The organism is Halobacteriovorax sp. GFR8, from assembly GCF_050955245.1.
GTDB lineage: Bacteria > Bdellovibrionota > Bacteriovoracia > Bacteriovoracales > Bacteriovoracaceae > Halobacteriovorax_A.
In genome coordinates this window covers 2398212-2411472 of record NZ_JBPBLR010000002.1, presented here as the reverse complement: position 1 = coordinate 2411472, position 13261 = coordinate 2398212, and the positions used below count along the sequence as shown (strand labels likewise).

At 37.6% G+C, this 13261-nt stretch carries 20 protein-coding genes; 15 read left to right on the top strand and 5 right to left on the bottom strand.

The window, feature by feature from the left end:
* Positions 1-6 precede the first annotated feature (6 nt).
* The 5 genes from ACRXC1_RS12055 (at position 7) to ACRXC1_RS12035 (ending at position 2412) form a co-directional block, all read left to right on the top strand.
* Entirely contained in the window at positions 7-573 is a 567-nt protein-coding gene (locus ACRXC1_RS12055) for a class I SAM-dependent methyltransferase (RefSeq protein WP_433659118.1), read from the top strand.
* 139 nt (positions 574-712) lie between these two features.
* Positions 713-1327: a hypothetical protein gene (locus tag ACRXC1_RS12050; RefSeq protein ID WP_433659116.1), complete on the top strand. Its 615-nt coding sequence runs from the start codon at positions 713-715 to the stop codon at positions 1325-1327.
* A gap of 30 nt (positions 1328-1357) precedes the next feature.
* Entirely contained in the window at positions 1358-1531 is a 174-nt protein-coding gene (locus tag ACRXC1_RS12045; RefSeq protein WP_433659114.1) for a hypothetical protein, read from the top strand.
* Entirely contained in the window at positions 1528-1839 is a 312-nt protein-coding gene (locus tag ACRXC1_RS12040; RefSeq protein WP_433659112.1) for a hypothetical protein, read from the top strand. Before ACRXC1_RS12045 ends, ACRXC1_RS12040 begins: the two co-directional genes overlap by 4 nt.
* 99 nt (positions 1840-1938) lie before the next feature.
* Entirely contained in the window at positions 1939-2412 is a 474-nt protein-coding gene (locus ACRXC1_RS12035) for a thermonuclease family protein (RefSeq protein WP_433659110.1), read from the top strand.
* Positions 2413-2471: 59 nt separating this feature from the next.
* On the opposite strand, the gene ACRXC1_RS12030 is transcribed toward ACRXC1_RS12035, so the two are convergent.
* Both ACRXC1_RS12030 and ACRXC1_RS12025 read right to left on the bottom strand, forming a co-directional pair.
* Positions 2472-3158 carry a hypothetical protein gene (locus tag ACRXC1_RS12030; protein ID WP_433659108.1) on the bottom strand — a complete coding sequence of 229 codons (687 nt, stop codon included), beginning with the start codon at positions 3156-3158 and terminating at the stop codon, positions 2472-2474.
* Positions 3136-3522 (bottom strand): hypothetical protein, encoded by a 387-nt coding sequence (locus tag ACRXC1_RS12025; RefSeq protein ID WP_433659106.1) that lies wholly within the window; start codon positions 3520-3522, stop codon positions 3136-3138. The genes ACRXC1_RS12030 and ACRXC1_RS12025 overlap by 23 nt, the downstream gene beginning before the upstream one ends.
* A 95-nt stretch (positions 3523-3617) precedes the next feature.
* On the opposite strand from ACRXC1_RS12025, the gene ACRXC1_RS12020 reads away from it, so the two are divergent.
* Complete coding sequence (locus ACRXC1_RS12020) at positions 3618-4445, top strand: LysR family transcriptional regulator (RefSeq protein WP_433659104.1); 828 nt, start codon at positions 3618-3620, stop codon at positions 4443-4445.
* 99 nt (positions 4446-4544) lie between these two features.
* Complete coding sequence (locus ACRXC1_RS12015) at positions 4545-5687, top strand: lanthionine synthetase C family protein (RefSeq protein ID WP_433659102.1); 1143 nt, start codon at positions 4545-4547, stop codon at positions 5685-5687.
* A gap of 47 nt (positions 5688-5734) precedes the next feature.
* Here the strand turns inward: ACRXC1_RS12015 and ACRXC1_RS12010 are convergent, their stop codons facing one another.
* Positions 5735-6415 carry a helix-turn-helix transcriptional regulator gene (locus ACRXC1_RS12010; protein ID WP_433659100.1) on the bottom strand — a complete coding sequence of 227 codons (681 nt, stop codon included), beginning with the start codon at positions 6413-6415 and terminating at the stop codon, positions 5735-5737.
* A gap of 75 nt (positions 6416-6490) precedes the next feature.
* Between ACRXC1_RS12010 and ACRXC1_RS12005 the strand changes: the two genes are divergently transcribed.
* The 4 genes from ACRXC1_RS12005 to ACRXC1_RS11990 all read left to right on the top strand — a co-directional run bounded on the left by ACRXC1_RS12005 (position 6491) and on the right by ACRXC1_RS11990 (position 8844).
* Entirely contained in the window at positions 6491-6856 is a 366-nt protein-coding gene (locus ACRXC1_RS12005) for a VOC family protein (protein WP_433659098.1), read from the top strand.
* Between the two features lie 151 nt (positions 6857-7007).
* Entirely contained in the window at positions 7008-7745 is a 738-nt protein-coding gene (locus ACRXC1_RS12000) for a cytochrome b/b6 domain-containing protein (RefSeq protein ID WP_433659096.1), read from the top strand.
* Positions 7746-7754: 9 nt separating this feature from the next.
* A complete protein-coding gene (locus ACRXC1_RS11995) occupies positions 7755-8270 on the top strand; it encodes a helix-turn-helix transcriptional regulator (RefSeq protein WP_392908725.1) in 516 nt (171 codons plus the stop codon).
* Positions 8271-8448: 178 nt separating this feature from the next.
* Entirely contained in the window at positions 8449-8844 is a 396-nt protein-coding gene (locus ACRXC1_RS11990) for a hypothetical protein (RefSeq protein WP_433659093.1), read from the top strand.
* A gap of 70 nt (positions 8845-8914) precedes the next feature.
* Here the strand turns inward: ACRXC1_RS11990 and ACRXC1_RS11985 are convergent, their stop codons facing one another.
* Positions 8915-9406 (bottom strand): TraR/DksA family transcriptional regulator, encoded by a 492-nt coding sequence (locus tag ACRXC1_RS11985; RefSeq protein WP_433659091.1) that lies wholly within the window; start codon positions 9404-9406, stop codon positions 8915-8917.
* Positions 9407-9631: 225 nt separating this feature from the next.
* On the opposite strand from ACRXC1_RS11985, the gene ACRXC1_RS11980 reads away from it, so the two are divergent.
* The 3 genes from ACRXC1_RS11980 (at position 9632) to ACRXC1_RS11970 (ending at position 10898) form a co-directional block, all read left to right on the top strand.
* Positions 9632-9826 carry a YwbE family protein gene (locus tag ACRXC1_RS11980; protein ID WP_433659089.1) on the top strand — a complete coding sequence of 65 codons (195 nt, stop codon included), beginning with the start codon at positions 9632-9634 and terminating at the stop codon, positions 9824-9826.
* A complete protein-coding gene (locus ACRXC1_RS11975; protein WP_433659087.1) occupies positions 9826-10359 on the top strand; it encodes an NUDIX hydrolase in 534 nt (177 codons plus the stop codon). Before ACRXC1_RS11980 ends, ACRXC1_RS11975 begins: the two co-directional genes overlap by 1 nt.
* A 212-nt stretch (positions 10360-10571) precedes the next feature.
* On the top strand, positions 10572-10898 hold the full coding sequence (locus ACRXC1_RS11970; protein WP_433659085.1) for a hypothetical protein: 327 nt from the start codon (positions 10572-10574) through the stop codon (positions 10896-10898).
* On the opposite strand, the gene ACRXC1_RS11965 is transcribed toward ACRXC1_RS11970, so the two are convergent.
* Positions 10899-11702, bottom strand: coding sequence for a TIGR02147 family protein (locus ACRXC1_RS11965; protein WP_433659083.1), 804 nt, complete (start codon positions 11700-11702; stop codon positions 10899-10901).
* A gap of 162 nt (positions 11703-11864) precedes the next feature.
* Here ACRXC1_RS11965 and ACRXC1_RS11960 point away from each other — a divergent pair, with 162 nt between their 5' ends.
* Entirely contained in the window at positions 11865-13172 is a 1308-nt protein-coding gene (locus ACRXC1_RS11960) for a hypothetical protein (RefSeq protein ID WP_433659081.1), read from the top strand.
* Positions 13173-13261: the final 89 nt, after the last annotated feature.

The window sequence follows — 13261 nt, the reverse complement described above, 5'->3', positions numbered from 1 at the left end:
AGATATATGAATTATTACGATAAGAACGATCAAGAATTCATCAACTCAACGCTTGAGCTTAATCTGACACATTTATACGCGCCATTTCTAGAAGGCGTAAAATCGGGCGGCACAATCTTAGACATCGGCTGCGGGCCAGGGCGTGATCTGAAGTATTTCACTGAGCATGGTTATGAGGCGCAAGGAGTTGAGCCAAGCCACAAGCTTGCGCAATTTGCACGAGAGCATAGTGGATGCGTTGTGCACGAAGGCCTGCTTCAAGATGTGGTATTTGAAGGTGAGAAGTTTGATGGTGTCTGGGCGTGTGCATCTCTTCTTCATGTGCCGTCGAGTGAGCTTTCAAGTGTGTTCAAAAAAATTGCAACAATTATGCATGATGGGGCCGTGTTCTACTGCTCTTTCAAATACGGAGAGTTTGAAGGTGAGCGTAATGGGCGCTTCTTCAATGACCAGACTCTCGATTCAATTAAGGAATTCCTTCCGAAGAATCTTACGATTAGTAATGATTGGGTAACTGAGGATAAGAGGCCAGATCGTGATGAGAGGTGGCTTAATTTACTTCTTAGAAAGTAACGACTATCTAACCTTACATCTTTTGCATTTCTTTAGGTTCAAAGCCTAAACTCATATAATAAATGGTAAAGAAATATTGTTTTAGAATATGTTCATATTTCTCGATAAGTAGCTAACATTAATAGTTAACGGGGGATTTATGAGAGTATTATTTATGTGTGTAGTGTTGAGTTTTATTGTTAGTTGTGCAAGTAATCCACGCGATTTTAAAGTGGCTGAAGTTGAAGAAGGTAAGGGGGCATTCTACGGAACCTTTAAACTGATAGTCGATGGGTCTGCTGATGTTGGAAGTTGTAACCTGATCTTCTCTGATAAGAATGAGGAAGACCAAGCATTTATCAATATAGATAAAACGGGATTTTTTATTGGAAGTGGAAAAGTTGGACAGAATCACTTAGTTCGTGTTGCCTGTCTCAACGGCTTTTCTTCACGCATCTTTATGATTAAGAACGATAAAGGGATTCGTTTTACAAATACTGGAAAAGGTAAAATGACTTATGTTGGAGATATTACAGCGCTATACTCGACAAGAGATGAATCGAAGGCAATGTATCTTTTAGGTGGGGCCCTTGCAGGTGCTCTTGCTGCTTCTGATGCTGAAGGAAAAGGGCAGAGACTTCGTTTTAAGGTTGAGAATAATATCAAAGAAGCGAGCAAACTTTATCGAAAAGTTGTCACGACTGAAGGTCAGTTGAAGGTTAAAAGAAATTTACTAAAGCTTCCTAAGGCAAGTCGTATTCCTGCTAGTGAGTAGTCGTTTTAAAAATGATTAAGGGAGAGAAAAATGATTATTGAGACGGAAGAGCATCCTGATTGGTATCATCATGTTGAGGGAATGAGGTGTTTGATTTTAGGAACCTATCCACCAAGCGTGAAACGAAGAAATTATCCTTTTTATTATCCTAACAAGAGTAGAAAGGTACGTGATACTTTTTTAAGAGATGTAAGAAAAGTATGAGTGATAAAGTTTATGTAATGACCAACGATAAAACAACAAAACATGCGCAAGCTCGATTCTTTTCTCGCTATGGCCGTGAAATCTCTGTTGAGGAGCTAAGGCATATTCAAGATATGCTTAGGTATCAACTAAATGATACACAATATATCGGTCGAGTTAAGAGGGGTGTAGAGGATTCATACCTAAGCTGCTATCATGGTACTTTTGATGAAATCGAGTTCTTTGCTTTATGTGATCCCGAAACATTAGTAATTGTGACCTTCTTAAAAGAAGATCATATCAACCACTTTGAAGAGCTGGAGCTTTAAGGGCGGTTACTGGGGTGTATCCCAAAAAGTACCTAACTACGAAAAATTTCTTGAGCTTTTCAATTAAGTTATTTGTTCTTATTTACCGATATGCAATGCATGAAATACCTAATCCTCACACTCCTTATCTCAATCTTCCAACTAACAACACTCGCAACATCAGACTGCAGTCACGACGAAAACAACTTCCGCTGCGTAAAATACGTAAAGAACTACGACGCCGATACTGTCACGTTTGATATTCCAAATGTGCACCCTTTAATTGGTAATCGTATAAATGTGCGAGTGAGTGGGGTGGATACACCTGAGATTCGAACGAAGAATGCGTGCGAGAAGAGTAAGGGACGAGATGCGAAGAAGATTGTGGCCAATCTTTTAAAGCACGCCAAGCGCATTGATCTTGAAAACGTTAAACGTGGGAAGTATTTTCGCGTGGTGGCCGATGTGAAAATTGATGGCAAGTCGCTGTCATACTATCTTCTTAAAAACGGACTAGCTTATGCATATGACGGAGGAACTAAGAAGAAAATCGATTGGTGTAAGACGAATCGTGAGATTGCGTCGGAGAACTAGGATGCTGGAGCGCACACCGAAAAGTATCCAGGAACCCTTTGGAACCCTTTAGAATCCCTTCAGAATCCAAAGATAAACCGATTAATCTCTTTCTGGTCTTCCTTTGTAATTTTATATGGCCAAGGTGGCATGGCCTTATTCTTTAAAAGGAATTTTATTGTCTCAATATTTTCAGCTGTTAGAATACTTCGAGGTCCACCGGAGCGATGACACTGATAACATGACTTGACCTTAAGGTGCTTGCTCACATCTTCTTTATTATTGAAGAAATTGATTTCTCGTTTTACTGACTTATTTTCAATATGGGCCACATCACCATAACTTTTAATCAGCATATTCCATTTTAAAATTGTAAGACGTGATTTTGTATCAAGTACAACGTCCATACTCGCGTAATTTGGACGAATAAAGCGCGGCCCACTTGGGTGACATCGAAAGCAAGAGGTTTTAAATTCCACTTCTTTGCCATTTTTTATCTGGTGATAACTAGCCTTAAATGGTGTGGTGTCTTTGTTGACGATGATTTTTACCTCGTCCCAGTCTTTTGCGTGAATGCCATGATGGGATTGCTTCATTTGCCAAATGTCTTTTTCATGAGATGACTTAAGGGAGATCTCGTTAAAGACAGCTGCACCGGATCCGGTCTTTGATTCAAGGGATTCGAAAACGACTGACTTGCTTAGATAACTCCCTCCAAAAAAATCGAGGAGGGAGTAAATGATACTAAAGACAGTTAAAATACTCATCGTTACCTTCGCTATCAGTTAGCTTTGCAATGATAATCTTTGATTGGGGTGGGAGTGGGGGACAGACTCGTGCACGACAATGACCACCTGAAATTGGAGGAAATTTCATGCTCAACTCGAGCTTTTCACCTTCTTGGTTATAGAGTTCATAGATATTAGTTGGGTATCCAAATTTTACTGATTTTCCTACAAATACCTCATGGGCAATCGAAGCGTTTGTCGATTCAACAATCTTTCCAGAAAAAAGTTGGTTTCCTTCATAATTAAAGATGAACTTTGTTGTAGGGTTAGCATCAGATGTGCAAACGTAAGCTTGAGCACTGAAAGCGCTAAATAGTAGTAAAAATAGTAATTTTGACTTCATTTTTATCTCCTTGGTTTTGAAGTGTTGAAGATTTTATAAGTAAGAAAAAACATCTTGAATAATTAATAGTTTTTATATATCTATTAAATATACTTATGGATTTGAAATACGATGATTTAAGCACATTCCTAAAGATTCACGAAGCAGGTACCTTTACCAGTGCTTCGAAGTCTCTTGGGCTCTCTCAGTCTGCCTTAAGTCAGAAGATTGCCAGAATTGAAGAGGTCTTACAGGCCACAGTCTTTATTCGCCATCCAAGATCGCTTGAGCTGACTGCCAGTGGTGAAAAATTACTAATTTACGCAAAAGAGGCCGTTCAAAGGCAAGAAGATTTTCTTCGAAACTTTGATCAATATCAAGCCGAAGCCAGTGGAGTTTTAAGAGTTGCAGGATTCTCTTCCATTATGCGCTCTCTCATTATACCAAAGCTTGCACCCCTTATGCGCAAGCATCAGAATGTAAGTATTGAATTTAGTTCTCATGAAGTTCACGAGCTTGAGGACTTATTAAAGACAAATGGTGCTGACTTTATTTTAACTGATTATTTTCCAAATCTCCCAAATGTGGAGAGTCTGCAAGTTGGGGAAGAGGAATACGTCGTCATCGAGTCTAAGAAGCATAAAAATATCCCAAATACCTATTTAGATCATGGGCCTTATGATAATGCCACTGAGTCCTATTTTAAATTTTTAGGACGAGAGATGGATTACTCAAGACGGTTTATGGGTGATGTCTATAGTATTGTTGATGGTGTGGCCCTTGGATTAGGTCGAGCCGTTATGTCTAAGCATATTGTTGAAAATGATGGGCGTTTAAAAATCAGTAAGGCAAAGAAGCGGTATGTACGACCAATTGTCTTGTCACATTTTAAGCAAAGTTATTATACGCCATTACATATATTGGCCTTAGAAAAGCTTCTCTAACTTAATCTGCAAATGAGAAAACAAATTAGTGATAGAATACGTGACAAAATCTTGTTCTTCCAATTTCAGCAGGACAAGATGTATTGGAGTATATAATTAATGAATATTGATAAGAGTAGACATACAAAATTAATAGCTAGTGAATGGGATGAGGCAAAGGCCCGTTATGCTATTGAAGAAATATATAAGTCAGCGGTTAAAGATATCGATGTTAATTCAGAATATAAAGGTCTCTATATGGGCTCTGGTGGAGTGCTGTGGGGACTACTAAGTATTGCAAGATTCTTAGGAAGAAATGTTGATCTTGATCTGGAATCAACGGCAACTGAAATTTATCGCAACTATTTAAATAAGCCTGATAATGACAAGATTACTCCATCGCTTCCAATGGGAGAGGTAGGACTTTTGCTTCTACGTTATCGCATAAATGAAAGTAAAGAGCTTGAAGATGAAATCTATGAATTAGTCGAGTCGAATATCGAAAACCCAACTCTGGAGTTTCTCTGGGGAGCTCCTGGGACAATGCTTGCGGCATCTTTCTTCTATGATAAAACGAAGTCAGAGCGATGGAAGAGGCTCTACCTTGAAAATGCAAATTTTTTAATTGCAAAATTAAAAGAGCGAAGTGATGAAGAGCTCATTTGGGAACAAGATATGTATGGCAAGAAGGTGACTTATGTCGGTGCAGGCCATGGGTATTTTGGAAATATATATTCAATACTTCGAAGCAAAGAGCTCTTAAGCGAGGCCGATCAAAAGTTTATCCTTGATCATACAAAAGATGTTGCTAAGAAGCTTGCTGTGTATGATGAAGAAGGCCATGTTAATTGGCGACCAACTCATCCTGATATTCCACAGGCTCCAACTCTTGTGCAATGGTGTCACGGCTCTCCTGGGATTATTACATCGTTAAAGTATTATCCAAAATATGAAGGTGACGAGGATATCGAAGAGCTACTCGTTAAAGCGGGAGAACTTACTTGGAAAGCAGGCCCACTAAATAAAGGTATCGGTATTTGCCACGGGACTGATGGTAATGGCCTTGCCTTTTTACAGCTTTACAAGAGAACAGGAGATCAAATATGGCTAAATCGTGCGAGAGCATATGCCATGCATGAACTCTCAAGCGCTAACTATAAAGAGAGTGAGTTAAATCTTTTTACTGGTAAGCTTGGCTTTGCACTCTTTTTAATTGCATGTATTGAAGAGACAGATAACTTTCCATTAATTGATGAATTATAAATTTAAATAATAAAGAAATAGGATAAAAGTAATCATGGATGGAAATGTCAGAGACATAGTTTAGAATTTTTTTGAGTTTCTAACCATTTATCAAATAAACTGCCCTGAGTTTTTAATAGTATCTGCTCTAGAGTTTTTACGAGGATAACTTTTTTCGTATCAAAGTGATGGAAGACTTCTTTATCATCATCCCAACCAACAAGTATTCGCTTGTCTCTGAAGTATCCAATTGTTATTGGGAAAATGTGAAATACTTTTTTACGGTATTTTATTTCAAGTTTTTTTCTCATACGAATAGCATTTCGCAAATGATCTAAATCCTCTTCTTGTTGCTCTTTTGGTGCTGGTGGGCCAACTCTTAGAGTTAGGCGATTCATTTCTTTTACCGTATTTTTTGGCAGTCCTTCAGATATTTTTGAGAAGACATTTTGAGATGCCTTTGACAGGGAAGCATCTCCGAATTGTTGTACCCATTGTAACCCCAGAACAATAGCATCGAGCTCATCCTGACTAAACATCAGGGGAGGTATGAAAAAGCCCGGCCTTAAAATATAACCAACACCTGGTTCTCCAATGATTTCTGCACCCTTGTTTTGTAGAAGTGCTATGTCACGATACAAAGTTCTTAGACTTATATTTAATTTTTGAGCGAGCTTTTCACCACTAATTGGATAGCGGTTTGTTCGCAGAATTTGTAAAAGCTCCAAAAGGCGATCGCTTCTTATCATAGCTTACTTATACTGACATATTTTGTCAGTGTCATCTGTTATTCTATTTTCAGATAAACTTAATAAGGAGAGTCCATGAATGCACTGAATTTAATCACTATTTACGTCAGCGACGTGGAAAAAAGTACTGAGTTTTATAAGAAGATTTTTGAAATTGAGCCCAGTTTTAGTGTCCCAACATACGCTTCATTTTCAATGAGTAATGGCCTTAGTTTCTCTTTGTGGTCAAATAAAGCGAAAGATTTTCTTTCAGAGGGAAAAGGATGTCGCTTTGAGCTTACTATCATGGTCTCAGACGAAGGTAGCGTCTTGGACTTATATGAGAAGTGGCAAGGGCTAGGTGTTGTTATTGAACAGGAGTTTCACAAAGCGGTTTTTGGACCGACATTTGTAGCGCTTGATCTTGATGGGCATCGAGTTAGGGTTTGTGTTCCGGATTAAAAACTAATTAGAATAAAGGTACGTGATACTTTTCCTCCTTTTCCTCTTTTTTCTTGTGTTCTAAGTTGTCGAAATCTTTAGGTGTAGGGCATTCGTCCCATGTAATTTTGATGAAAATATTCGATATTAGAATAGGATTCAAGGAGATTTTATGGAAAATTCAAAAGCTTACGATTTGCCGATTAGAATATTTCACTGGACGTTTGCACTGCTATTTGTGATGTCGTTTTCAATTGCAAAGTTGATTGATGATGACTCGGCACTTTACGCTTATCACATGATTTCAGGAATACTGATGGTTTTCCTTGTGGTGCTAAGAATCGTATGGGGTTTTGTCGGTTCAAAAACTTCTAAATTCACATCATTTAAGTTAAGGCCCTCTGAGCTGATCGAATATTTGAAATCGGTGGTTTCTAGTAAGTCGAAGAGGTATTTAGGGCATAATCCAGCATCTAGTTATGCAGCAGTTTTAATGATGGTTTCTACCCTGGGAATTGGCCTTTCTGGGCTACTGATGACTTTAGGGATAAGTAAGCATTTCTTTGAAGAGATTCATGAGCTTCTGGCCAACGGTTTTTTAATAATCGTTCTTTTTCATATTGCTGGTGTCTTACTTCATCAATTTAAGCATAATGATGGGATGATCTATAGTATGCTTAATGGGAAAAAAGCTAAAGTTGATGTAGAAAGTGAGATAAAATCAAACCATATCATTGTTGCACTTGTTTTTGTTATGCTTCTTTCTGCAATGGGGAGTTACTTACTTAAAAGCTTTGATAGAGATACAGGAAAGCTGAATGCCTTTGGTACTCAACTTCAATTAGGTGAAGGAGGAAGTAGTTTTATCATTGAAGAACATGACGATGACCATGAGGAAGATGACGATTAGGAAAGTTAAATGAATAAAAAAGAAAGACTTATAATCTCTGGTATTTTGTTACTTATCAGTTTGATGACAATATTTGATCTTCTAACTGATCTTAGTGAAGGAGTTGTGTGGTGGCATGTTACAATCGAGGGAATTGTTGCGCTAATGGCATTAGTCGGTGTTTATTTTCTTGTTAAGGGAACATTCACACTAAGAAAGTCATTAAGAAAAGAAAGAGAATTATCGGCCAAACTCACTGAAGAAAATACTCATTGGAAGGAAAGTTCCAAAAGATTTCTCGACGGTTTGAGTAAGTCAATTGATACTCAACTTGATAAATGGCAACTTACTAAATCTGAAAAAGAAGTAGCATTCTTACTCATTAAAGGTTTCAGCTTAAAAGAGATTGCTGAGTATCGATCGACAGTGGAAAAAACGACACGATCACAAGCAGCTTCAATTTATGCTAAGTCGGGGGTATCTGGTCGTTCACAGTTATCAGCATTTTTTCTCGAGGACTTACTAATTCCACAACCTGAAAAATAGAATCAAAAGGACACGTTGTTGACATCAACTTAGCTTGCCTATATTCTTACTGTAGGTGGAGGAAGCCGCCTACAGTTCGCAAAAGACCTATGAGTTCACTTCTTCATAATTCTGACATTCATATTAACTATTTTTTAAGGCCATTATGCGAACACTCTAAGCCTTATGAGAGGTTATTATGAACCCTGTACTTACGGCCAAGCGAGAGGCCAAAAAATTCGCAAAACTCAATGGTATTCCCTTAAAACAGGCCCAAAAGCAACTTGCTTATCAAAATGGCTACTCTGATTGGAAGAGTTATAAGAATCGTATCGACACATTTTGGTATCAAAAATCGTCTCCTTTCCTCACTCACTGGTTTGCTAAATATAGTGAAGCTAAGGATTATCAAAAAGAAAATGGCGGCTATCTTTTAACATTTAGAGGACAATTCTTTGTTGCCCAAAAAGAATATATCTTGCACATGGGCCTTGATCCTGATGACTCAGTCTGGGAGCTTATCGACTTTGATGTTAGTTCAAATAATTCCCTTGAAAAGTTTTTTAAGTACCAAGGAAAATTAAAAAGAGCGTGATACTTCGGGCAAAGAGTCTTGGACCTCCTGGAGATTGTCTGGGAGGTTAATTGTCTCGATTCATAGCTTACTAATATTTCTCTTTGGATGCTTCTGCACATTCTATGCAGGTCGTAGCGTAAGGCAGAGCACTCAGTCTTCTGGCCTCAATTTTAGAACCACATTGATCACATATTCCATAATTTCCATTTTGAATTCTTGTAAGAGCATAATCAATATTTTTAAGCTCTATTCTTGCTAGCTCATCTAAGTCTTCAATAACTTCATCATTTTCTACTGCAATGGACTGGTCATCGAGATCTTTCGTTAAGGGCCGGGCCTTTCGTGTTTTATCCTGTGTTAAAACTTCAATTCTTTCAGTGATATCTTCTCGCATCGAAATAAGTTTTCTTTCTACGTTTTTGAGGTCTATCTTGCTTGCGATGTGAACTACCTGATCTCTTTTGATATTCTTTTTCCAATTTCGAGTGTCGGTACCAATTTCAAATTCATCATCTACATTATGCTTGGAGTGAGCTCTATGCTTGTAATTACTTTGATCACTTAATGATTGTCGTCCCATTAAAATTCTCCTTTAACAATATATTGCTCAGAAGCTTACTTATAACTATACAAAAGTAAGAATAATATGATTCAAAATGTTCTTGTACTTAAGAGATTCTTATAATTGGAAAGCAGGAGAGTACTGCTGTTTAATGGGGGTTTTGTTCATTCTTTAATTGTGTGGTTTCAAGTTGAAGCTATTATTATAATTTTCGATTATAAAAAAATAGGATATAAATAAAGCATGGAAGGAAATGTCAGAGACCACATCGAAATAGGCGAGAGAGTTCGCATCGTCTTAAAGAAAGATCAGCGCACAGGTAATTTAACGGAAGGTATCGTAAAAGATATCCTAACCAAATCTGATTACCACCCTCATGGAATTAAGGTTCGTCTTGAAAGCGGAGACGTTGGCCGAGTTAAGGAAATCCTCGATTAATGAGAATGATAAAAAGTACAATTCATCCAGATATTGGACCTAGAGAATCTCTTGAAGAGAAGAGTGTTTTTAAACGTCTTGCTACAAGGGCCATTGCCTTAAACGGTGAGATGATTCTCATGCTCTATACCCAAAGGTATGATGACTATAGTCTTCCTGGTGGGGGACTTGATGAGGGAGAAGATATCAAAGTTGGGATGATTAGAGAGCTGCAAGAAGAAACAGGCGCTAAGAATATTCGAGAGGTCAAAGAGTTTGGAATCTATGAAGAGTATAGGCCGTGGTATCGCCCGGACTTTGATATCCAGCATATGATTTCTTATTGCTTTACTTGCTTTGTTGATTACGACTTAGGTGAAACGCAGCTTGAGCATTACGAAGTAAATAATGGCATGAAACCAATGTGGATTAATATCCACGATGCAATTGCTCACAATGAACAAACCATTGCCTCAAGTGAGAAGAAAGGCATGTCTATTGAGCGTGAGACTTATCTTTTAAAGCTTATTCGCGAAGAGTACTTAACTAAGTAAATAAGATGGCCCGTGATATGAGACGAAATCTGAGAAAAATTTACAAAAGACATAATTTGTACTTCTTAAGTAATTGAAACTACATTTGGCAACCCTTGTTTTCATAGTTGAGCTTAAGAAAACCTCGTTTTTTTAATTAGTTTAATCTATCACTGCGTCATTTATTATCCTATAACTCCTTCAACAAAACAAAATAGAAAAGGAGAAAACAAATGAAAAAGACAATGATGATTTTACTTAGTAGCTTAATTCTTTCACTAAATACTTTTGCGACAGCAGAGGTTCAAAGCTCGAGGCTTGATAATATCGTTACTCAACTTGAGGTATTTATTGGTGATGATAGTGAGCTGATGGCCGATTCTCAAATTAAATTAATCTTTGAAGAGAGTTTAAATAATTTAGATGATTCAAAAATTATTCTTTCAAATATCCTCGAGCTTGATGAGAGATTTGAAGTAACAATGGATGAAGATATGGCCAATAAGTTAGCGATTTTCTCAGCATTACTTCATGAAGTTATGTTAGCGACTAGACCTTAACTAGACTTTAAAGAGATCCATGGTGTAACAGAAGACATCCTCTTGGTTTGTCTTCTTCACCACTTCTCGAATTTCTTCAATGGCCTTTACCATAATGCCATTCACCTTTGGGAGATCTTCTTTAGAGAGGGTGATAACAGACGAGTAGTGAAGCTCATTTTCAGTTGCTCGGTCCATGCTTTCCATCCCACGCAAACGCCAGTTAGAGTGGTGTCTTGCGATCATTGGAGAGTTCTTTCCAAGATGAAAACTTTTAGAAGTCAGCTTTATTTTATCCCCATCATTTATGATTAATCCTGCATCTAAGAGAAAGTCGATAACCTTGGCCACTGTCTCTGTCGTGATTGAAAATGTTGTCGCAATCTCTTCTCTGTCATATTGCTTGGTAATTGAAAGATAGGCGTGGATAGCAAGATAGTGCCAGCTTGAGTAGTACTCATATTGTTGCTCTTTTGTTAGCTCTTTCTTATCAGTAAGGCGCTTACTTAGATCCTTTGAATCCTTTACTAGTTGATCAATTTTATCTTGGTAGTAATCACTTAATCTCTTATTTCCTGCGCGTTGGTAATTAACAAGGGTGAGGTAAAACTCCGTCTGCTTATTAGAAAGGGATAGAAAGTCGGCCGTCAGAAGGGCCTGCTCCAAGCTAAAGTGAGCATCTTTATTTAAGACCTGAGAGATATAGGCCGTTTGGCAGGCCAGCTTCTCAGCAAGTCTAGACCTAGTCCCGCGCACCTTCTTACCAAGCTCATCAAGAGCATCAATGGTAAATTCTTTGTAATTTTGATAACTGAAAATATCCATAAGTAGCCGTTATTATTAGTTCGTTCTTGATTTTCATAGTTCTAGTTAATATTTTAGCATATTTTTAGTTAACTAAGACTTCATTGTGTATTTATTAAAGACAGGGCCTATAAATTAAACAGTTTATCCTTTGTTACATTGTTATTGGGTTATATTGAGGCCATGAAGACTCAAAAACTTATTTCACTCATTGGACTATGCTTGTGCCTAAGTCACCAGGCCTTTGGTGTGGAGTCTAAGCATAAACTTCAAGTGGATTTATCAAAGTATAAAACACTTCTTGATATTAAGAAGATAGATCTTAATAATCTTAATAAAGAAAAGCCTCAGCAGTTAGACCTAAATTCACTTTTAAAAAAGAATGTGCAAGACAATTCAGATGACGGTGGTTTTGAGAGTTCCGGTGGAGGAACAATTGTTAAGACCGGAGTTGGTGCACCTATCTTATTAGACTTTGCTATTTATAATCAAGAGTTCGTCGATGAGTTTCATTATTCAAAAGGTTCTTCTGTTGAACTTAAGAATTATGCGAGCATCCTAGGTTATGAGAAATTTTCATTTAATCGTTTTGAAGAAATGGAAATATATCCTCTTTTAAAAGAGAGGATTGATATTTGGCAGGAAAGTAGCCCTGTGATTACTCATGCTATTAAAGCGGCCTTAAAGGGTGCTGATTGGAGATTTACTCCACATCGAGTAAGAAGCTTTTATGAAGGTGAACTTTTTGAAGGAGCTGTTTTTTATTCAGGTGTTAAAGGTGCTTGGATCTCGGCCCCTGTTTGGAATCGTGTGGGTGACTTTACAAAAGTAGGTCTCCTTATTCATGAGGCCTTAAGGCATATGAGTATAAGCTATGGTAATAAATTAAGCGAAGATATGATCCATGATTTAACTTATCGAATTGTTCTAACAAACCCTGTTGTAGGTGAGACTCTTGATTCTCGAAGCTACTATCATAGAGACTCAATTACGGCACTCCACTTTAGGAGTAAGGATGAGCTTTTTGAAAGTATGGCCAAGTTAAGAGCGCTTGCTTTAGACAAGAGGTTTCATAACAAACCTGAGCTACTTTCACTTATTCAAGAAAGTATCAACAATATCAATAACCCCGAATCTCTAGGAGAGAGTGTTAACACTCTTGATCGTCGCTATGAGATAACTTTTGATAAAAAAGAGGCGAACCTATTACTAGATCTTTCTAATGCTATCCATGAGGTTATCGTTGGTCACTTTCGTAAGAAGGCATCGGTACCAGCTTTAGAGCTTATGGATACGATGCGCTCTCTCGATTCAATAATTAGTTTAGATACGATGGGGGAGAGTGTGATCATTGACTACTTAGAAAGTGGGGAGAATCCTTTTGGAGTCCATGAAGTGAAAGAGCGTCTACAATTTCAACAAGAGATAAAGAAGCTTAAAGAACATCATAAGAGACTACTTGAAAGTGGTGCTTTAATCGAGGCTTACTAAACAAAAAGGTACGTGATACCTTTTGTAATACCTTTTGTATAGAAGGGTTAATTTTTTCTTAATTATTAACTGTCTCGAACTATAGCTTA